Here is a 20,737-nt window from a genome sequence, read left to right as displayed (position 1 = left end):
TTCTCTTCGCCGTCAACCTAATAACTCGACACAGTTAAAACGATCGCCTCCCTATCTCCCAACACCAAACCATACTCCAAACCCTCAACAACCGCCTGATAAGAAGCATCCAAAATATTACCAGAAACCCCCACAGTCGTCCAGCGGTCTTGACCGTTGCTAAACTCAACCAACACGCGAGTTTTAGCAGAAGTTCCCGCACATCCGTCCAGAATTCGCACCTTATAATCTGTTAAGTTAAAATCAGTAATTGCCGGATAAAAATTCCGCAAAGCCTTCCGCAAAGCCGCATCAAGTGCCGAAACAGGCCCGTTTCCTTCCGCGCATTCCAGAATATCTTGACCGTTAACAGTCACTTTCACCGTTGCTAAAGAATTAACTGTTTCCTCCCTACCTTTATCGCAGTGAACTTGAAAACCTTTGATTTCAAATAAACGCTTGCGCTTTCCCAAGGCCTCCCGCATTAACAATTCAAAAGAAGCCTCAGCACCCTCAAATTGATATCCCTGACTTTCCAAATCTTTCAATTTTTCCAAAATTTGGCGGCAAGCAGGATTTTTGCGATCGAGCTCAATTCCAAAAGTTCGCGCCTTCGCTAAAACATTGCTCAAACCCGCTTGATCGGAAATCACAATTCGCCGTCTGTTGCCGATTTTTTCCGGTTCCAAATGTTCGTAAGTTAACGGATTTTTCTCAACAGCCGATACGTGGATTCCGCCTTTGTGAGCAAAAGCCGAAAGACCGACAAAAGGAGCATGATCATCGGGAGCAAGATTGACAATTTCACTAATCGAGCGACTTACTTGAGTTAATCTAACTAATTGCTCGTCTTCAATGCAATTCTGACCCAACTTTAGCTGAAAATTAGGAATTAAGGAACATAAATCGGCATTGCCGCAGCGTTCGCCGTAACCGTTTATAGTTCCCTGTACCATCGTCACTCCTTCCCGCACCGCAGCCAAAGCATTAGCAACCGCAACTCCCGAGTCGTTGTGAGTGTGAATTCCTAATTGTAAAGATTTTTCGCGATTGGTTCCTAAAGCTTCTAAAACATCGCGAACAACCTGACTGACTTCGTGAGGTAAAGTACCCCCGTTAGTATCGCAAAGCACTAGCCATTCTGCACCGGCATCGGCGGCTACTTCTAAAGTTTTAATAGCATAATCTCGATTGTGCTTGTAGCCGTCAAACCAGTGTTCGGCATCGTAAATAACGCGCCTTCCCTGACTCCGCAAATATTCAATTGTATCTCGAATCATCGCCAGATTTTCTTCTAGCGTCGTCTTCAAACTTTCAATAACGTGCAAATCCCACGACTTTCCAAACAGCGTCACCCAGCGAGTACCTGCGGACAAAATAGCCTGCAACATTTCATCATTAGCTGCCGTAGTTCCCGGCCGTCTAGTCGAACAAAAAGCTACAACTTCTGCTTGAGTTAGCGGCTGTTCTTTGAGCCGCCAAAAAAATTGTACGTCTTTAGGATTAGCTCCCGGCCAGCCGCCTTCAATAAAGGGAATTCCTAAACTGTCTAACTGCCGAGCAATTCGCAGTTTGTCTTCGAGAGATAAGGAGAGTCCCTCACACTGAGCACCGTCTCGCAGCGTGGTATCGTAGATCCAGAGCCGATTTGTCATGGGAAATTGCGATCAAGAAATTGGTAATATATCACTTACCATATTAGATGAATTTATTTGAATTTAATGCGATAATATATAGGAAAATTAACATAAATCTAACTGGGGTAAATTGCTGTGGTCAAGGTACAAGCGCAAGGAAAAACATTTGAGTGCGATCGCGAATCGAATCTCCGTGAAGTTTTGCTCAAAAACGGCATCGACCTCTACAACGGTAACGCCAAAGTCATCAACTGCCACGGGCTAGGCACTTGCGGCACCTGCGCCGTCACCGTCGAGGGTGAAGTTTCCGAGCCCGAGTGGCGCGAAAAAGCCCGACTTTCGCTTCCTCCCCATTCTCCCGCATCGAACCGCCGTTTGTCCTGCCAGACTAAGGTTTTAGGTGATATTAAGGTGACAAAATATGACGGTTTCTGGGGCCAGGGTTCTGAAACTGTTTGGAAACCCCAAGCATAGATTTTTTGTTAAGGAAGGCAGATAGGACGATCGCCTTGCCAGATAATCTGTAAGACTTGTGCAAGAATTCTAACTGTAAGGTGCACACGGGGCACCTTACCATAAAGAAACCCGAGAGGTCAAAAAAGCCAGAAAGTCCATATAAAAGTTAATGAATTCATCTAAAGATATTCTGATTATTGGCGGCGGAATAATTGGTCTTTCGCTAGCAGTAGAACTAAAATTGCGAGGGGCATCTGTCGCGGTTCTCACCGCCGATTCTAAACAACCGACGGCCCGGGCTGCTGCTGGAATGCTGGCCCCGCAAGCTGAACGAATTCCCCCCAGTCCGATGCTGGATTTGTGCTTGCAAAGCCGCGCACTGTATCCCGCCTGGGTGGAACGGCTAGAGAATATTACCGGATTGAAAACGGGATATTGGCGATCGGGAATTCTCGCACCAGTTTGTCAAAATGAGCCTCAAGAAAAGCCACTTTTGTCAAACCTTAATTCTCAATGGTTGGACAGAGATACTGTTCGCCAGCACCAGTTTGGATTAGGTCAAGAAGTAATTGGCGGTTGGTGGTATCCTGACGACGCTCAAGTAGACAACCGCGCTTTATTTCGGACGCTTCAGGCCGCAACTAAAGAATTGCAGATTGAGATTATTCAAGCCAATGCAGGGGAAATTATTCGGCAGGGAAACCGAGTTGTTGGCGTTGAAACAACCGCAGGAAAATTTCAAGCAGATCGTTATGTTTTGGCGGCGGGTGCTTGGTCTGAGCAGTTATTGAATGTTCCTGTTTTTCCAAGAAAGGGACAAATGCTGTCAGTATGTGTACCAGAAGATTGTGGAGTTATCCAGCCCCTGCAAACCGTTATATTCGGGACTGGCATTTATATTGTGCCACGTCAAGATGGCAGAATTATTATTGGCGCAACTAGCGAAAATGTGGATTTCACGCCGGGAAATACGCCTGCAGGAATCCAAAGTTTGCTAGCAGGAGCCATTAAGTTATATCCCGAATTACAAAACTATCCAATTCTGGAGTTTTGGTGGGGATTTAGGCCGGCTACGACCGATGAATTGCCGATTTTGGGTGCTAGTGCTTGGGAGAATTTGACATGGGCTACGGGGCATTACCGCAATGGCATTTTGTTAGCTCCGGTGACGGCTAAATTGTTGGCTGATTTGATTGGGAATCAGAAATTAGATCCGTTATTGGCTGCTTTTCATTATTCGAGGTTTCCTGCATCTTGGAAGTTTGAAAATGGTAAATAGTGAGATTTTTTGCTTTTTTTGAGACGAGGCAGAGCCGGGAAACGAGAAAACAAAGTCAACCAAAAGGATATTTTTTGCTATAATATACCTCTTGCAAAAGTCCTTTTAATCAAATTTTGGAACGAGCAAGATGCCCGTTCCACAAGAAAAAATGTTTTTTGTGGGATGGGCCGGAGAGCCCGTCCTAGTTATTTTTGCAAGAGGTCTAATCTAATCAGCACAATAGGGTTTTTTAAGTTATGACTTTCAGTGATGTGATCGAGACGATCAAGAATCTTTCTACTGACGAAAAGCAAGAGCTTCAACTGTTGTTGAAGAAATATCTCCGGGAAGAACGTCGCGAAGAAATGTATCAAAACTTTAAGTCAGCGCAGATTGAACAACAAAAAGGTGAACTGAAATTTTCCGCTAACATCAATGAACTCAGAGTAATGATAGAGGAATAATCGTGGAAGTCAGTTTCAGTTCTTCATTCAAGCGTGCTTTCAAAAAGCGGATCAAAGGCGATGCTGATTTGGAGGCTAGGTTTTGGCAAAAGCTGGAACAGTTCATCAGAGAGCCGTTTGAACTGAGATATGGCACCATTTTTAATAAGCTTTATGAACAGGCTTTCCGGCCTGTTCCACAAGAAAATTCACTCTTTGTGGAACAGGCCGGAAAGCCTGTTGCTGACAATGATGCAATATCTCAGTTTGAACCAAGCTTAAAAACTCATAAATTGTCCGGTAGGCTCAAGGAGTTTTGGAGCTTTAGCGTAGATTGCGACGAAAGGGTACTTTTCTACTTTACAGAAGACGCAAAAGCCGTGTTTGTAGATTTTGGAAGTCATGATGAAGTATATTAATCGACAGAACAGTTGCTAAAGTAATCTGTATCTGTAGGGTGGACACTGCACACCTTTCCACTATAAGTAGCGCGTTAAACCATTTTTTTGCTTTAGTCTTGAATTAGTTGGCATCCTGTTTTTTTGGTTGGTTCAATTCCCTACATTTAAGCGCAGCCAAATCGTAAGCATTTTGGTAATCGCTACCGCCTAACATGACATCGCCGTAATATTCATAAGGTTGATTTCCGTAAACCGGTAGCGGGTCATCTTCTGGATAATCTTCTTTTGACTCATCTAGAATTGCTTTGAGTTTTTTGACGCTCAATCGCTGGGCGGGGAAGTAATGAATGTCTTGAGCGCTGAAGCCGAGATGCGGAAAAGTTGGGTCAACAATTCGCTCGTCGAGTTCAATCCAGCTATACTCGATGGGTTTATAGGGCGCTCCGGGTGCAGCTAAAAATCCTTGGACGTAGATTGCGCCTTCGGTGGTTAATGCTGCTTTGGAAGCGTTATCAAAGCAGTTTTTACGGTTGCTTTTGATGCGAGTCGCGGTTTCAATAGAAAGCGTCTCATCTAATAGTTCGGTCATAACCCATTTCTAATCGCGTGTGCGATTAGATTGTAGCAAATCCGAGCTATCTCCGAACACAAAAAACGCAGCCAATTGCGATCGCTCCTCAAATTCTGTTCTCAAGGAGTTGATCCAAAATCCTCTGCGGTTGTGGATGTTGTGTCAGCTTTGGCTTCCGAGGCGGGCGGTTTGTCCCTCGCCCTTATAGCCCGCCAATACAAATTTTTCGCCAGTCTCCCAACTTTTGAGCGTGCGATCGAGTTGGGGGTAGAGCCCGGTACAGTAAAGTGTGGCACAGACGATGCAAGCAAAAATAGTGGCATAAATTACTGAATGGCGTGCAACCAACCAATGATATTCATGCCTTCCGGTGCAGCGATTTGTTCGGCTGTTGACAGGCTTCACAGTTTTTTCTGTAAACAAAGCAGAGTTGTGATAACCTCATAAATGTGCAAAAATCGGTTCCAACAAAAAAACCTTTGGAAGAAACGGGGAAAGTTCGGCGTAAATCCGCCCCTGTCCCGCAAATGTAATGAGATTATACAGTCTATACGGTTCCGCATCACTTGCAATTCCTAACTGAATTATCGCTAACAGATTATCTGTAACGACTGTCAAGAGAGCCATCCGCTATCTCAATTTTGCTTCAAATCATTGCGACATACCATCCCACCCAAGAAATTATTCTGCTAACAAATGACGGTCAAATAGAAATCGATTTTCTGCAACAATTAGAAATTACTCTGGCCGTTTGTTATGAGGAACTACGTCAATGCTGGGATTAATTTTAGCTTGGCGAAACCACCAAAAGGACGAGCTAATGAACTAAATATTATCAGCAGTTTTGTAAACTCTGGGTCAATTTTCAACCGCGATTCACCCAATTACCTGCAAGAAAACAATTCCAAAAATAGCCAGCATCTCCTGATGGTAAGCTAAGCACTGATCCACACACCATAGACATACTGAATGAAAAACGCGATCAAAAAGTCGGATTTTGTGCTAGCTCCTTATATGAAGAGCAACAACTTGAAAGCTAGTTGCCAAATATTCAATACAGTGATTCCTTATACATTTTTATGGTTTTTAGCCTTTAAAGCGGCTGCCATTTCTGTATTCCTGCTGCCGCCGATAATGGTGTTGATGACACTTTTTTCAGGACGTTGTTTCTCTTTGATGCACGATTGCGGACACTATTCTCTTTTTAGCTCCAAAAAAGTCAATCGCATTATGGGTTTTATGCTAGGTATCATCAATGCGATTCCTCAGTACCCCTGGTCGAGGGGACACGCTTATCACCACAAACATAATGGTAATTGGGATATGTACCGAGGCCCTTCGGCGTTGATATCCACCGAAAAATTTGCGGCGCTAAGCCCATTTAGTCAAAAGATTTATCAGTTACTCAGACACCCATTGATGCTGTTTCCCGGTGGTTTTTTCTATCTAATTATTAAGCCAAGACTCTCGCTCATCTTAGGAATTACGGGTTTTATCCGACATATTTTTGCTTGTCTCAAGCAAGATTTTGGCATGGGTTTATCTGCAATCATTGCTTCTTATAAATCCAAACATTGGTATACGACGGCTGAATTTTGGGATTTACTGTTCAACAATATTTGTGTTGTTGGTAGCTGGATTTATCTGAGCAACTTACTGGGGTTTGGCTTTTTCTGGAGTGTTTACTCAATTGTCATGACTTGTTCTGCAGCGATATTTATCTGTATTTTCTTTGTTCAGCATAATTTTGACGGTTCCTACGCCCACAAAACAGAGGGCTGGGACTATCTTCTCGGCGCAATTGAAGGCAGTAGTTACCTAAAATTACCGACTATCCTCAATTGGTTTTCGGCTGATATTGCTTACCACAATATTCATCATCTTTCTGAGCGAATACCTAACTATAATCTTCGGGCTTGTCACAATGCTAATATTCACCTGCTTGCTAATTCAAAATCACTGACAATTCGCGATATTCCTGACTGCTTCCAATTCATTCTCTGGGATGCTGCTTCAGATAGTCTGCAATCGATTAAATTATTTCAACAACAAGAAGAAATTCCCTTCAGTAAGGTAGCTAATTAAAATCGGTTGGAAATAAATCTGGTGGCTTTTTTATCACCCAAATCCTATGATTAGGGATGCAGCTAGTGGGATAAATTTCAACCGTAGCTTTCCTAGTTAAGTAGGTGGTTACTAATAAACATTAGATGGGTCGGGCGGGTTTAACCGGGAGCTATGCTAGCAGCCAGTTTATTCTGACAAAACCCGCCCTCCTCGTGACCAGTTTATTTGCACCAACCTACTTATCTAGCGTCTAAGTCTAGATTCCTCAAAGTATCTGTCACTTTTCAATGGAGCAATTCCTCTAATTTTTGCTGGTTCCACAAATACTGATAAAGCCCTGTTTGCCCTACCAATTCAACGTGAGTGCCGCTCTGAACTATTTCTCCTTTCTCCATCACAAAAATGCGATCGGCAGTGGCCGCCGCTGACATTTGATGCGAGATAAAAATTACTGTTTTGCGATCGGTTCCCGTTGCCAAGTTTTGCAAAATGTCGGTAGCAGTTTGATTGTCAACGCTAGAAAGAGCATCATCCAAAATTAACACTGGGGCGTCAACTAACAAAGCGCGAGCAAGTGCCGTCCGCTGCCGCTGTCCGCCGGATAAAGTAATGCCGCGCTCGCCGACAACTGTTTTGTACTGCTGTGGAAAGTTGAGGATTTCGGCGTGAATTTGCGCTTGTTTTGCCGCGGCTTCAATCTCCGGCTGTTCCGCTAAAGGGTTTCCGTAGCGGATGTTATTCTTGATGGTAGTGCCGAATAGAAAACTTTCTTGCGGAACGTAGGCGATCGCCCCGCGCAATGCGGTCAATTTTACCTCCGTAATATCCTGTCCGTCTAAAAATAACTCGCCCAGATCGATGTCCAGCAGTCTGGGCAGCGCATTAGCTAAAGTTGATTTTCCTGAGCCGATCGCCCCAACAATTGCGACAGTTTCTCCCGGTTTTATGGTAAAATAAACATCTTTAAGCGCGGGTGTCTTAGCGCCGGGATACGTATAATTTAGATGACGAGCCACAATTTCGCCTTTGACTGGCATTTTCAGTTCAACTGCATCGACAGCATCCTTAATTTGCGGTTCCACGGTCAGAATTGATTCGATGCGATCGACACTCACTTCTCCGCGCTGGTAAGCAGTAATTGTGAAACCCAACAGCGCCGTCGGAAACACCAAGCGCTCGACATAAATCAGCAACGCCACAAAATCGCCAATGCTAATTTTACCATTAGCAATTGCCCCCCCACCAGCAGAAAGCAGTACCAACAAACTGATGCTTGCCAAACCGCCCAGCAGCGGAAAAATAAAGTTTCTAGTTTTTGCTAATTGCAAATTTGCTGATAGTAACTTCGCATTGGAATTGCGAAAAGCTCGGCGTTCGTTTTCTTCTTGAGCGTAGATTTTAATTACGGACATCCCGCTCATATCTTCCTGAATTAAATCGCTCATCGCCGACAATTCCTCTTGCACGGCTAACTGTTGGATGCGAAGTTTGTCGCTAAATAACTGCACCAAAACTAGCATTAAAGGATAAACTGCGATCGCCAACAGCGTCAACCTTACATTAATCCCTAGCATCACCGGCAAAGTCAAAGCATAAGCAAAAGCTGTATTCGCCAAACTCAGCACCGCAAACCCCACCAAGCGCCGAATATTGTCCAAATCGGAAGTAGCGCGGTTAATTAAATCCCCTACCGTATTGACGGCAAAATAAGACGGTTCTAATGTTAATAAATGATTAAATATTTGCTGTTTGAGGTCAAATTCTACTTGACGCCCCACGCCAAACAGCAAAATCCGCGACACCATCCGAATTCCCCACATAATTGAGGCGAGGATCAGAATCAGGAGCACGTAGTTGAAAACTTGGTCAAATTTAGTCGCAATTTGCAGAGTGTCAACTGAATTCCGAATCAGCAGGGGAATGTAAACGCCCACAGCATTGACAACTAATAGCGAAAAAACGCCCCAGAATGTTGGTTTCCAGTGCGGGCGCATATAAGAGCCGAGTTTTTGCAGTCGAGAATAACGAGCCATTTGTTAGTGCGTAATTTGAGATTGATTGAGGAAAGGAATAAGGTTCGACAACGCGCAGTGAATCGGGATTTAACGGATGGATGCTGAAGGAAGAAGGAGTCTTCCCCAAGGTTTTCAGCAATTAAGAACGTCCTAATAGTCTTGGCGGTTGCTATAGAAGGTAGAAGTTTGAAAAAAGCATAGAACTTCTATCGAAAGGTAGATGACCGAAAACACAATTTAATAAATTTTTATTAAAAATTCTGCTTTGGGATGACGCGCCATCAAAATTGGGTTTAGGCCTGAACCAAAACCTGATTATATCGATATGTAACAAACCACATTATATCTGTGGGAACACGAGATCTGTGGGGACACGGCAATGCCCTGTCATTAGCCACTCGGAACGATCGCCCAAATCTCCAATCCGTCCCCCCAATCCCCCACACCGTTGAGGCGCGCTACAATCAAAAATCGATCAACTTAGCACTCAGCCTCAGAGAGTGCTAAATTTGCTAATGTAAGCGATTGGAGACAAACATGACCAAAATAGTTGCATTTAGCGACAAATCTCGGCGGGCACTAGAACGCGGCGTCAATCAACTCGCCGATGCTGTCCGCATCACCTTGGGCCCGAAAGGCCGCAACGTCCTATTGGAAAAGAAATACGGCGCTCCCCAAATTGTTAACGACGGTATCACCGTTGCTAGGGAGATCGAACTCGAAGACCCCCTGGAAAATGCCGGCGCTCGCTTAATTCAAGAAGTCGCCTCCAAAACTAAAGATATCGCAGGCGACGGCACTACAACCGCCACGGTTATAGCTCAATCCCTCATTCGCGAAGGTTTGAAGAATGTCGCAGCAGGCGCAAATCCAGTCGCGCTGCGTCGCGGTATTGAAAAAACGATCGCCCACTTAGTCCTAGAAATCGCCAAATTGGCGAAACCAGTCGAAGGAGCTGCCATTGCTCAGGTCGCCACTGTCTCCGCCGGTAATGACGAAGAAGTCGGCGCGATGATTGCCCAAGCAATGGAAAAAGTCACCAAAGACGGCGTAATTACTGTTGAAGAGTCGAAATCTCTGTTAACAGAATTGGAAGTTGTCGAAGGGATGCAGTACGATCGCGGATATCTTTCGCCGTATTTCGTCACCAATAGCGATCGCATGGAAGTTGAGTATGAAAATGCTCGCATCCTGATCACCGACAAAAAAATTAACTCCATTCAAGAATTAATTCCGGTTCTCGAAAAAGTCGCCCGCACCGGTCAACCGCTGCTAATTATCGCCGAAGATATTGAAGGCGAAGCTTTGGCAACTTTGGTCATCAACAAAGCACGTGGCGTTTTGAACGTCGCAGCTACCAAATCTCCTGGTTTTGGCGATCGACGCAAGGCTATGCTACAAGATATCGCCGTTCTGACCGGCGGTCAACTGATTTCAGAAGAAGTCGGACTCAGCATTGATACCGCAACACTAGAAATGCTCGGTACCGCCCGCAAAATTACGATCGACAAAGAAAACACGATCATTGTCGCTGGCGATGAACACAAAGCTGACGTGGAAACACGGATCGAGCAAATTCGCAAGCAACTAGCAGCGACGGATTCCGATTACGATCAAGAAAAATTGAGCGAACGCATTGCCAAACTAGCTGGCGGTATCGCTGTAATTAAAGTAGGCGCAGCTACCGAAACCGAGCTCAAAGACCGCAAACTTCGCATTGAAGATGCTCTCAACGCTACTAAAGCTGCTGTGGAAGAAGGCATCGTCGCAGGAGGCGGCACGACGCTGATTCACCTGATTACCAAAATAGATGCAATCAAAAACACTTTAGACGCTGAAGAACAAGTAGGCGCTGACTTGGTTGCGAAGGCTTTGGAAGCTCCTTTGCGTCAAATCGCTGATAATGCTGGCGTTGAAGGTTCGATCGCGATCGAGCGAGTGCGGGCGAGCGAGTTGAACATTGGCTACAATGCTCTCACCGACGTGTACGAAGATATGATTGCCGCTGGGATTATCGATCCGGCTAAGGTTGTGCGATCGGCTTTACAGAATGCCGGTTCCATTGCTGGTATGGTGTTGACCACCGAAGCCGTGATTGTCGAAAAACCCGAGAAGAAAAAAGCCGGCGGCGACATGGGCGACATGGGCGGCATGGGCGGCATGGGCGGCATGGGCGGCATGGGTGGCATGGGCGGCATGGGCGGCATGGGCGGCATGGGCATGATGTAGTCTTCAGCCATTAGTTTGTAGTCTGTAGAGTGCGCCATAAGCACCAGGGGTGTAAACAAGCGCGTCTTATCTACTACCCGTCTACTGTCTGACGAATAAGGCAGCTTATCCCCCCGGCATCCCCTGATAGTCCGGGGGGCTGTTTCATTCTCTTGTGGGGGCTGCCCCCCGTGGCTGCCCCAATCCCACCCAATGCCTAACAAATCGTAGATGGGCCGGGTCGGCATTCTTGGCACGACAAGAGTCAAAAGGCTGGTTTTCCTGAGAATGAAACAGCCCTGCCCTGATAGTCCGGGGGACTTGAAGCTATCAAAATCCCCTTCTTAAGGGAGATGCAATGGGGTTCGGCATTAAGCTATAAGCGATAGTTCTCAGGGATTTTAAGCTGAAGTTGCCACCTATGCAGTGCGCCCCCTCTCTGTCAACTCAAATCCTTCCCAGAAACCGCGTCTCCCCCTCTCCCCTGATCCTTTAAGACGACGGAGTTACATTGTTGCTGTGCAAGTCTTGAGGAGATTGAAACAGAGTTTCGAGATAAACTCTCGCAGCTTGGCGATAACTGCGCGAAGCTTCAGGCGTACCGCTATCGGCATTCTGCAACAAAAACAGCGACAGGGCCGCGCAAAATACTCGGTCTAGATCCCATTCGGGATGGGTTTCCAGGTAAGTTTTGAGAGAATCGTGCAGCGTTTCGGGAATTTCAGCAAAAATACTGACTGTTGGGTTCATCATTTTTTTTAGTCTCGCTAATAAATTGAAAACAGAACCCCCCTTCGGCCGGATACAGGTGCAGGCACAGCCGAAATCAGAGCGCTTTTTTTTAGGTCGGTCGCATCATTGTGCGCTATGAGGGGGTGGGTTTGTCAATGTTGCGAAATATTACAAAGTCCTTTAGATAAAAAAAAGGTTTACCAAATAATCAGCTTTTCAGGGGATTTTTTGTTACATATCTTTATGTGTTGGGCGGTTTATGAGGAATTAGGCAGCAAGTTAAGGAAATCCCCAATTCCGCAGCAAGATGCTACCGTGCCGTTAATTTCTGTGGAAAACTTTGTCGCATCTGTGGAAAACCTCAGACTTGCCTGTGGAAACGCTGTGGAATGTTTAGGGAAAAGTCAGGGAAAAAATAAGAATTGCAAAGGGCATGGGGCATGGGCATGGGGCATGGGGCATGGGTAGCAAATAACAAATGATTAATGACTACTGACTGCTGACTACTGACTAATGACTTCCTAAGTGCCACTCTGCCGATTTTTGCCCGATGGTTGCCAATTCTGTCGGCGGCATTTTGTCGAGATTAGACCTCTTGCAAAAATAATTAGGACGTTGCTCTGAGCATCGTCCGAAAATTTGATTAAAAGGACTTATGCAAGAGGTCTATTGGTTAAGAGTAAACTCATGCGACCGATCGACTGAAGTTTTTCCCGGTGGCGCGCTAGGAAATCCCAGTAGGGAAGATTTATCATCGGTGCGGTTGATAGCAGCTTGGTTCTGCCAAAGTTGATCGCCTAATATCCAAACGCCAACAGTCATTTTATTTGTTTCACCATTTCACCATAAAATTATATTTTACTTTTCATGAGCGCTGGTCGTTTATTGATAAAAATTAATTGGCTGAAACATCACAAATCAAAACTCATAATTTCTCTGCTTGTGGCGAGAACGTACTAGAGCATAACATTGATTTCCAAAGATAGGGACACCGACCAGCAAAATTAAATTTTATGTCGGTGTATCCTTCAGATGTTAATAACTTGGTGAGCGTCTCTACTGAAAAAAATTTAATGTGGCCGTTATCCCAAAGAACGGTAAAATGTTTATCTAGTTTGCCAGAAACCGCTAAAGCCAAATTTTTAAAGTAGCCGTGATAGGGTGTGGAAATAATTAGTCTTCCTCCCGGATTGAGGCATATTTTTGCAGCTTTTGCTAGTTCTTTAGGATAAAGCAAGTGTTCGATTACTTCAATAGCTAAGACAACATCAAATGAGTTCAGAATATCGGTATCTGGAAGGTCGTAAATATCTGCTTGGATAAACTGACACTCGGGGAAACTTTGACGGGAGATGGCAATTCCGGGCGCAGAAGTGTCAACGCCGACAACTTCGCAGCCGTGCTCTGCGATAACGTGACTGAGGCTGCCATTGCCGCAGCCGAGATCCAAAACTCGGAGTTTTGTCTTGCTGGTCTGCTGAAGCATCGCCAGCATTTCTAAAAGGGGAGATATCAAATAAGCGTGATGATATCTCGGACGGTTGTTTGTGTAATAATACGTATAATTGCTAAAGTTTTTTTTCATCGATTAAGCTATGGAGATTATTGCCGAGACCGCGAATTTACGGAGCGTGGGTACACTGTTTGGGCCAAGGTTCCCCACGTTAGGGTTGTCAGAGTCGATCGGCAGCTCGATCGTCTCATTCTTTTTTTTTGACAGGCGAATTATTGTCACCGAATCAACCGGATGGCAAAAGAAATCTTTCACAGGGTGCAAAATCTTGCATCGCCCATCTCTGGCCCATCTCTCGAAGGCATTCGGAAAGAAAAAGTCCGATCGAGCAAGAATTCTCTCTGTACACTAGCCGGAAACCGAACTTTTTGCCTGTTAATTTGGGGCAAGTGCATCTATGCGATTCTAGCTTCAAGCAACTACGGTATGTCCACCCGACGCTTTTTCCAGCCTGAAAAATGTGCCCTGGGGCGATCGGGTGCCAGTCGCTCCGAAAATTGAGAAGGGAAGTGTGACCGAAATCACAGGCATTTGCGAAACAAATTGCTCAGCATCTTTGGGTCTACAGACTTAGAATCGAGATTACTACAGTGGCTTCTATAATTGTGTTTAAATGTTGTTCTGAAGCTGTGTTGTCCAGTCAGCAGAGTCCCCTAGACAGATTCATGCTTTCGGTCTGGTTTATTTCACTTTAATGGTCGCTGTTGGGTGTTGCACCTTAATTTAGATATTTCCTATGGTTAAGTTAGGTCAATCCTCCTTTCGCCGTATTTTACTGTCGCGGATTTTGTTGCTCAGCGTACCTGTTCTACTGGTGGGGGAGTATGTTACCTATCGCAAGGCACGCTCGACGCTTCTGGAAACTGCTCGTCAAAACTTGAAAGAAAGTGCAGTCAGAAAAGCAGAAACTATTGAACAGTGGGCGAAATCGCTGAAGTCGAATCTGATCGGCGCTTCGGAAAGCTCGATGTTGCAGTCTGTAAGTCCGAAGGATTATCAAAAGTTTATCGCGCAATTAGGGCAGCGGTTGCCAGCGCAGGTTGATTGCTTGCAATTGACTAATTTAAAGACAAATCAAGTGATAGCAAGCACTTGTGGGCAGCAGCCGATTCAGTCGTTGCCGGCAAAATTTTGGCCGCCCGTACAGCAGCAGCAAACGCTGCTGGACGACAAGAGCGTTTACATCAGTCTGTCCTTACCCAAGCAGCGACAGGGGACAGCAAACGATCAGAAGGTGGCTTTGGGGGCTGAGGATTTTCCCGATGCGGGTAAAGAAGGCTCCGATAGCCAAGCGAGTTTGGTGTTGAGTGCTCCTGTTTACATTCGTCGGGGCAATAGCCTGCAGTTGAGTTATGCTTTGAGTTTGCAGTCGGCCCTGCCTGTGCAAACCAGCGCTCCCAAGGGTTCTCTAGCCGGCTATACGGTGGCGATCGACCAAGATGGAACGATTTTGGCGCACCCGAATATCAACCGCGTGGGCCGCAATATCGCCCAAGAGGCAGATGCCGATCGACTAAAAAGTATTGTCAGAAGGGCGATCGCCGGCGGACAAGATTTTCTCCACCTATTTTCCTTTGAAAGAAATGGTGTAGAGTTGCTAGCAGGATATGCTGCTATCCCGAGTCCTTCAACTAAACAGGAGAACAGGAAGTGGATTATTTTAGCAGTCTCTCGTTTAGATTACGCTCTGTCAGGTTTGGAAGAAATTCAGCAAGTTTTATTTAATTTAATTGTAGGTTTGGTTGCTGCTAGTATCATCGCGACTTTATATCTGTCTCGCGACTTGGCGCGTCCTGTGGAAAAACTGAGAGACTACGCGATGAAAGTAGATACAGAAGCGTCGCAGACAGTGCCCCAAGATTTCCAAATTAGGGAATTCAATCAGCTATCAGAAGCACTCAACAGCATGGTGCAGCGCCTCAGATCCTGGGCTAGAGAATTGGAATTCGCAACCAAAGAAGCGCAAGTTGCCAATCAATTAAAAAATGAATTTTTGGGGAATATTTCTCACGAATTGAGAACGCCGCTCAACGGGATTATTGGTTTTATTCAAATTGTGCGGGACGGCTACTGCGATGACCGAGATGAAGAAATGGAATTTTTACAGCGGGCCCACGACTCGTCAATGCAATTGCTCAATATTATTAATGATATTTTGGACATTGCTAAAATAGAATCCGGCACGTTCTCCATGATGTTAGAAGTAGTTGATATTACTCAGGTACTTGAAGACGCGATTGATTTGCAAGCGACTCCAATCGAGGAAAAAGGCTTGAAGTTAAGTTTGCCAGAGCCTCATGATCCGATTATTGTTCATGCCGATCCCGAGAAGCTAAAACAGGTGTTTTTAAATGTTTTGAGCAATGCCGTTAAGTTTACAGAGTCGGGCAGCATTAATATATATGTGCGGCTAGAATCGAGGACTAATTCTGGTAGTTCTAACGGCAGTGGTGAAAGTACGACTAGCCCCAGCGGTCAAAGCGATTGGGTGGTGGTGACAATTAAAGATACGGGAATTGGTATTGATCCCGAACACCAGCAGAAATTGTTTCAACCTTTTGTGATGGCTGATGGTTCTACAACTCGCAGGTTTGGCGGTAACGGTTTGGGCTTGGCTATCTCGCGAAGGATAATGGAATCTATGATCGGAAGCATTACCCTGCACAGCGCGGGCGTGAATCAAGGTACTACGGTGATGATTTCTTTGCCTGTCAATCAGCAGTCAAGTTTTTATTTTCAGAGCCCGGACTTAGTAACGGAAAAGGGAAATTTAAAAAGTTGAGGAGTGATTTTCCCAATCTAAAATCTAAAATCTAAAATCTAAAATGGTATTAGGGGCTGTCCACCGAGTTCGAGGGATTTGCTCAAAGTGCTGAGAATGCGGATTAATTCGACGGAGGCCGCGCCCGAAGAGGTAAGACAGGGGGTATTTGTTTGCACGCAGTTGAGGAAGTGATCGCACACTCGCCTCAGCGGTTCTACTTGTTCTAAACTCAACACTTCGCGGTGTCTGATGCTGGTTGGCTGTGGCGCGATCCTCTTCGTTGATGAGCCTCCCGTAGGGGCGGGCTTCGCTAACGCACTTTCAAAAGAGTTATTCTCTTCGCCTCCCCAATCTGGATTGCCACGCTGCACAATCAGAGGAGTTTCTGGCGACATTTCGTCAAAAATCAAGCTTCCCAAACTGCCAACAACTGTTAAGCGCCGTTGTTTGTCGGGATTTAGCCAGCACAGGTGAATAAATGCTTGAAATCCGTCGGGATAGGTAAGCGTTACCCAGACTAAATCGGCTAGTCCTTCTGAATGATTAGCAGTCATCCGTGAAGGAGCAAATTGATTTTGTATTTCTGCTGCTGCTTCTTTATTTATTCCCTCTTCCTTCTTCTTTCTTCCTTCTTCCTTCGGAAATACAGTGCCGATCGCGCTTACTTGAATAGGCGTTTGTTCCAACCAAGTATTGAAAATAGCGATATCGTGAATAGCCAAGTCCCAAAGGGCATCAACGTCGTGCCGCACCGGTTCAAAATGGGTGCGCTGGGCGTAACCGTAGCGCAATTTTCCCAGTTGATGCTGTTGAATAATCGTTTGGCCGCGATCGACTGCTGGATGAAACAGATAAGTGTGGTCAACAAAGAGTTGCCGCTGCTGTTTTTCGGCTAATTGGCAGAGTTCTATTGCTTCACTGAGGTTGAGGGCGAGGGGTTTTTCTACTAAGACGTGGTAGCCTTTTTGCAGGGCTGCTGCTGCGAGGGTGTAGTGTGTGGAAGCTGGAGTGGCGATCGCCACAGCTTCCAGTCCCGGCAAGGCTTGCACTTGAGACCAATCGGTAGCTAGAATCACCGAGGCATCGAGATTAAACTGTTTTTGAACTGCAGCCAATGAATCTCGATTCGGGTCTACCACCGCTAAAACTTGGCTGTTGGGATGTTCGAGAAAGTTGCGAATTAAGTTAACTCCCCAGCGACCTGCACCCAATACAGCTATTCCGATTTTCATTAATTATAAATTTCAAAAATCGCACAGTAATTATAACATAATTGGTAATTTTTAGGTTTCTTTTAATACTAAAAATTTCCAATTCCCAATTCCCAATTCCCAATGACTACTGTCAACTGCCAACTGACTACTGTCAACCCTTCGACAAGCTCAGGGCAAGCTGTCAACTGCCAACTGTCAACTGTCAACTGTCAACTGTCAACTGACTAAAAGCTGCCTGAGCCGCTGCTTGTTCCGCCGCTTTGATCGATCGACCTTTTCCCTCTGCTACCAACTCTCCCTGAATGTGAACTTCTGCCGTAAAACGATCCTGGCCCCCCTGCACTGTCCCGGTTTCTTGCACGCTATATTTGGGCAAAGTTTTGTATTTGCCTTGAGTCAACTCTTGGAGAGCAGCTTTGTAGTTTTGGCGGGCCGGATCGCTGCGAATTTCCGCCGCTAAACGTTGAAAGTGAGAATCTAGCCAAGGGCGAATTAATTCTAACGTCTGGGCACTCAAATACAGCGCGGCGAGTAAGGCTTCCAAAGCATCGGCCAGTCGGGGCTCGGCGCCTGTTTTGTCCGAGGCGGCGCTGCTGGAAACAATTAAATAGCGATCGAACCCGTAACTTTCAGCGATTTTAGCAAGAATGCGATCGCTCACCAAGATCGATCGAATAGCCGCAAATTCCCCCACCGTACAGTCAGGATAAATCTCAAACAACAATTCAGACGCAGCCAGTCGCACCACAGCATCACCGACAAACTCTAGCTGCTCGTAATTTGCCTTAGCAGACGCACTCGCATGAGTCAAAGCTAAATCGACGAGATGCCATTTGATCGAAGCATCTTTCGACAGTCCCAACTTTTCAATTAATGTTTCAAGTTGCTTTTGGCGACCAGGATAAAGCATATTCATAGCGAATTGGGCAAACAGGGAAGTGGGAATTGGGAATTGGGAATTGGGAATTGGCCAAACAGGGAATTGGGAATTGGCCAAACAGGGAATTGGGAATTGGGAATTGGAAATCTATAGCCGAATCTCGGTAACATGAGGCTATCTGTCGCGCATAAGCCTCGCGGGCACAGGAAGCAGCCCGCATACCTCACAACGCGATCGAATTGCTATATCTCACTTGATTCTAAAAATAATATATAAAAATTCTCCCACTCTCCCACTCTGGGATTTTTGGAGGGGAAAAAGTCGGACATAAGCCGGGTTCTGTTCTCTCAAATGCAAGCACTTTTCGATGGCAGTTATCTATCTGGGACGTTTGTTACCAAACGCCTCAAGCGGTACCAAAAAACGGAACTGGTAAAAAACCAACCGTAGTCCCTCCGACCTTGCTCCCAACCGGGGTTTACCTAGCCAGCACCTCTCGATGCTGCTGGTGCGCTCTTACCGCACCTTTGCACCCTTACCCCCTAACAACTTGCAATTTTTGACGATCGATTTTTGATGCAATCTCCAATCTCTAATCTCCAATCTCAAATCGGGGGGCGGTATCTTTCTGTGGCACTATCCTCACGATCGCTCGCACTGGGCGTTACCCAGCAAGTTTGGTTTTTCGGGAGCCCGGACTTTCCTCAGACCAGCTTTCGCCAATCCGCAACCGCCTGCGCCTACTTTTTTCCCCAGACTTATTGTACGCGATCGTTCGTCAATCAATTGAGGATTTTAGATTTCAGTCATCTTTAATAGTAGAAAAGTTTTCAAACCAGCCGCGCCGCCAGAAGAAGTAAACTAAACTCGATGCGATCGCTACCATCACCGCCCAACAAAGCGGATAGCCAAAATACCAGTTCAGTTCTGGCATATTCAAGGGCGATTTCTCTGTATTGAAATTCATCCCGTATACTCCAGCCACAAAAGTGAGAGGAATAAAGATACTAGAAATCACAGTCAGCAGTTTCATGATTTCATTCATTTTATTGCCAACCGAAGACAAGTAAACATCCATCAAACCCGAAGACAACTCTCGATAGGTTTCCACCATATCCATCACCTGCACCGTGTGATCGTAACAGTCGCGCAGGTAAATTCGCACCTCTGGACTGATCAAATCACTGCTATCTCGAATTAGCGAGTTAATTGCATCCCGCTGTGGCCAAATTGCGCGGCGCAGCGTCAGCAATTCTCGCCGGATTTTATAGATTTTTTCCAGGGTTCTGCGGGTGGGGTTCACCACCACTTCATCCTCTAACTCTTCAATGCGCTCTCCGTACACTTCTAATACTGGGAAGAATCCATCTATAATCGAATCTAACAGAGTATAAGCCAGATAATCTGCTCCGTGCTTGCGGATAATTCCTTGTCCTTTACGAATGCGATCTCGCACGGGTTCAAAGCAATCATAGTCCGGTTCTTCCTGAACAGTTAACAGGTAATGCTTGCCCAAAATAAAACTTACTTGTTCTTTATGAAAATTCTCTGAATCCGGCTTAATCATCACCATCCAAGCAATGATTAAAAGGTGTTCTTCATAGTCTACAACTTTCGGTCGCTGAGGAACATTAACTACATCTTCCTGAGCCATTACGTGCAAATTAAATACTTCGCCCATTTGCCGCCAAGTTTCTTTGTTTCCCAATCCCAACATATCAACCCAAGAAACAGATGCTGTATCTAAATACGCAGCAGCTTTTCGAGGATTTGCCAAGTTGGCACGAGTAGCTGCTGTGGCGCAATAGTCAATTAATACAATCTCGGGAGGCGGCGCATCCGGTTCTAAGTCGAGAGTTCCCGGCAGCGCCCCCGGAACGTCGTAAAAATAGTCAACGTAGGAATCATCCTCATCATTATCTTTAATTGGTTTGGCAACAGCACTAGAAGTATTTATCTCTTTGTGTACCATGTTGATCTTCCTGACTTTTAGTATCTTTAATTAGGTTATCATCTTTCCCGTAAAACGATTAATTCCCAATGACAACAGTCAACAGTCAACAGTCAACAGTCAACAGTCAACTGACTAATTACCTTTGCCGAATTGGAATCTCGATCGCGAATTCAGTCCTCCCTCCCGGCGCGGAAATGCAGCGCAGCGTGCCCCCGTGTCTTTCCACCACAATCTGATAGGAGATAGACAGTCCCAAACCAGTACCTTTGCCTACTGGTTTAGTAGTAAAAAACGGGTCAAATATCCGAGATTTGACAGACTCTGCCATTCCTGGGCCATTATCTGAAATTGCGATCGCCACCCGATTGTTCTCCACAACCTCCGTGCGAATCCGAATCCAAGGCAATGCGTCGCAACCCAAAGGTAAACTCGGAAAGTTTTGCGGTTCCGCATCCGTTGCACTCGCCAATTCCAACTTTCTATTTCTGACATCTGCCAAAGCATCAATGGCATTACTTACTACATTCATAAACACTTGATTTAACTGTCCGGCGTAGCACTGTATTAGGGAGCATCCCATTAAGGAAGTAAGTATTTATACTTAGTTTAGAAACAGGTAAAATGTTAAAAAATCACACCTCA

General features: G+C 45.5%; 20 protein-coding genes, 1 other RNA gene and 1 pseudogene. 10 read left to right on the top strand and 12 right to left on the bottom strand.

Features of this window, described 5'->3' with window-relative positions; translation table 11 throughout:
* Positions 1–17: 17 nt before the first annotated feature.
* Positions 18–1,634, bottom strand: coding sequence for a citramalate synthase (gene cimA / locus QUA58_RS01925; protein WP_333254706.1), 1,617 nt, complete (start codon positions 1,632–1,634; stop codon positions 18–20).
* 117 nt (positions 1,635–1,751) lie between these two features.
* On the opposite strand from cimA, the gene QUA58_RS01920 reads away from it, so the two are divergent.
* The 4 genes from QUA58_RS01920 (at position 1,752) to QUA58_RS01905 (ending at position 4,195) form a co-directional block, all read left to right on the top strand.
* Positions 1,752–2,090 (top strand): 2Fe-2S iron-sulfur cluster-binding protein, encoded by a 339-nt coding sequence (locus tag QUA58_RS01920; RefSeq protein WP_333254654.1) that lies wholly within the window; start codon positions 1,752–1,754, stop codon positions 2,088–2,090.
* 151 nt (positions 2,091–2,241) lie between these two features.
* Positions 2,242–3,351: a glycine oxidase ThiO gene (thiO, locus tag QUA58_RS01915; protein ID WP_333392833.1), complete on the top strand. Its 1,110-nt coding sequence runs from the start codon at positions 2,242–2,244 to the stop codon at positions 3,349–3,351.
* A 239-nt stretch (positions 3,352–3,590) separates the two neighbouring features.
* The gene (locus QUA58_RS01910; RefSeq protein WP_333254657.1) at positions 3,591–3,797 is read left to right on the top strand and encodes a hypothetical protein; all 207 of its coding nucleotides are present in this window, start codon (positions 3,591–3,593) and stop codon (positions 3,795–3,797) included.
* A 2-nt stretch (positions 3,798–3,799) separates the two neighbouring features.
* Entirely contained in the window at positions 3,800–4,195 is a 396-nt protein-coding gene (locus QUA58_RS01905) for a hypothetical protein (RefSeq protein ID WP_333254660.1), read from the top strand.
* A 103-nt stretch (positions 4,196–4,298) separates the two neighbouring features.
* On the opposite strand, the gene QUA58_RS01900 is transcribed toward QUA58_RS01905, so the two are convergent.
* On the bottom strand, positions 4,299–4,766 hold the full coding sequence (locus QUA58_RS01900) for a hypothetical protein (protein WP_333392832.1): 468 nt from the start codon (positions 4,764–4,766) through the stop codon (positions 4,299–4,301).
* Between the two features lie 144 nt (positions 4,767–4,910).
* Entirely contained in the window at positions 4,911–5,153 is a 243-nt protein-coding gene (locus QUA58_RS01895; protein WP_333392831.1) for a hypothetical protein, read from the bottom strand.
* Positions 5,154–5,389: 236 nt separating this feature from the next.
* Between QUA58_RS01895 and QUA58_RS01890 the strand changes: the two genes are divergently transcribed.
* On the top strand, positions 5,390–5,533 hold the full coding sequence (locus QUA58_RS01890) for a hypothetical protein (protein ID WP_333208881.1): 144 nt from the start codon (positions 5,390–5,392) through the stop codon (positions 5,531–5,533).
* Between the two features lie 184 nt (positions 5,534–5,717).
* Positions 5,718–6,833 carry a fatty acid desaturase gene (locus QUA58_RS01885; protein ID WP_333392830.1) on the top strand — a complete coding sequence of 372 codons (1,116 nt, stop codon included), beginning with the start codon at positions 5,718–5,720 and terminating at the stop codon, positions 6,831–6,833.
* 266 nt (positions 6,834–7,099) lie between these two features.
* On the opposite strand, the gene QUA58_RS01880 is transcribed toward QUA58_RS01885, so the two are convergent.
* A complete protein-coding gene (locus QUA58_RS01880; RefSeq protein WP_333392828.1) occupies positions 7,100–8,848 on the bottom strand; it encodes an ABC transporter ATP-binding protein in 1,749 nt (582 codons plus the stop codon).
* A 519-nt stretch (positions 8,849–9,367) separates the two neighbouring features.
* Here QUA58_RS01880 and groL point away from each other — a divergent pair.
* Positions 9,368–11,059 (top strand): chaperonin GroEL, encoded by a 1,692-nt coding sequence (gene groL, locus QUA58_RS01875; RefSeq protein ID WP_333392827.1) that lies wholly within the window; start codon positions 9,368–9,370, stop codon positions 11,057–11,059.
* 471 nt (positions 11,060–11,530) lie between these two features.
* On the opposite strand, the gene QUA58_RS01870 is transcribed toward groL, so the two are convergent.
* Positions 11,531–11,788, bottom strand: coding sequence for a DUF2811 domain-containing protein (locus tag QUA58_RS01870; protein WP_050813024.1), 258 nt, complete (start codon positions 11,786–11,788; stop codon positions 11,531–11,533).
* A gap of 210 nt (positions 11,789–11,998) precedes the next feature.
* Between QUA58_RS01870 and QUA58_RS01865 the strand changes: the two genes are divergently transcribed.
* A complete protein-coding gene (locus tag QUA58_RS01865) occupies positions 11,999–12,238 on the top strand; it encodes a hypothetical protein (protein ID WP_333254677.1) in 240 nt (79 codons plus the stop codon).
* A 198-nt stretch (positions 12,239–12,436) separates the two neighbouring features.
* Here the strand turns inward: QUA58_RS01865 and QUA58_RS01860 are convergent, their stop codons facing one another.
* Both QUA58_RS01860 and QUA58_RS01855 read right to left on the bottom strand, forming a co-directional pair.
* Entirely contained in the window at positions 12,437–12,592 is a 156-nt protein-coding gene (locus QUA58_RS01860) for a hypothetical protein (RefSeq protein WP_333254679.1), read from the bottom strand.
* 103 nt (positions 12,593–12,695) lie between these two features.
* Complete coding sequence (locus QUA58_RS01855) at positions 12,696–13,355, bottom strand: class I SAM-dependent methyltransferase (protein ID WP_333392825.1); 660 nt, start codon at positions 13,353–13,355, stop codon at positions 12,696–12,698.
* A 162-nt stretch (positions 13,356–13,517) separates the two neighbouring features.
* On the opposite strand from QUA58_RS01855, the gene QUA58_RS01850 reads away from it, so the two are divergent.
* A complete protein-coding gene (locus QUA58_RS01850; protein WP_333254684.1) occupies positions 13,518–13,784 on the top strand; it encodes a hypothetical protein in 267 nt (88 codons plus the stop codon).
* 235 nt (positions 13,785–14,019) lie between these two features.
* Positions 14,020–16,065 carry a sensor histidine kinase gene (locus tag QUA58_RS01845; protein ID WP_333254687.1) on the top strand — a complete coding sequence of 682 codons (2,046 nt, stop codon included), beginning with the start codon at positions 14,020–14,022 and terminating at the stop codon, positions 16,063–16,065.
* A gap of 38 nt (positions 16,066–16,103) precedes the next feature.
* On the opposite strand, the gene QUA58_RS01840 is transcribed toward QUA58_RS01845, so the two are convergent.
* From QUA58_RS01840 to QUA58_RS01820, 5 genes and pseudogenes are all read right to left on the bottom strand, one after another.
* Positions 16,104–17,279: a Gfo/Idh/MocA family oxidoreductase gene (locus tag QUA58_RS01840; protein WP_333392823.1), complete on the bottom strand. Its 1,176-nt coding sequence runs from the start codon at positions 17,277–17,279 to the stop codon at positions 16,104–16,106.
* A gap of 184 nt (positions 17,280–17,463) precedes the next feature.
* The gene (gene rnc / locus QUA58_RS01835; RefSeq protein WP_333392915.1) at positions 17,464–18,177 is read right to left on the bottom strand and encodes a ribonuclease III; all 714 of its coding nucleotides are present in this window, start codon (positions 18,175–18,177) and stop codon (positions 17,464–17,466) included.
* 277 nt (positions 18,178–18,454) lie between these two features.
* An RNA gene (gene rnpB / locus QUA58_RS01830) (RNase P RNA component class A) lies at positions 18,455–18,888 on the bottom strand.
* Between the two features lie 55 nt (positions 18,889–18,943).
* Positions 18,944–20,113: a magnesium/cobalt transporter CorA gene (gene corA, locus QUA58_RS01825; protein WP_333392821.1), complete on the bottom strand. Its 1,170-nt coding sequence runs from the start codon at positions 20,111–20,113 to the stop codon at positions 18,944–18,946.
* A gap of 118 nt (positions 20,114–20,231) precedes the next feature.
* Positions 20,232–20,660, bottom strand: a pseudogene (locus tag QUA58_RS01820) (sensor histidine kinase); the annotation flags it as partial.
* Positions 20,661–20,737 lie beyond the last annotated feature (77 nt).

It is taken from the genome of Microcoleus sp. N9_A1 (assembly GCF_036701795.1).
Taxonomy (GTDB): Bacteria; Cyanobacteriota; Cyanobacteriia; order Cyanobacteriales; family Microcoleaceae; genus Microcoleus.
The sequence above is the reverse complement of the archived record's forward strand: the minus strand, read 5'-3'. Positions and strand labels throughout refer to the sequence as shown.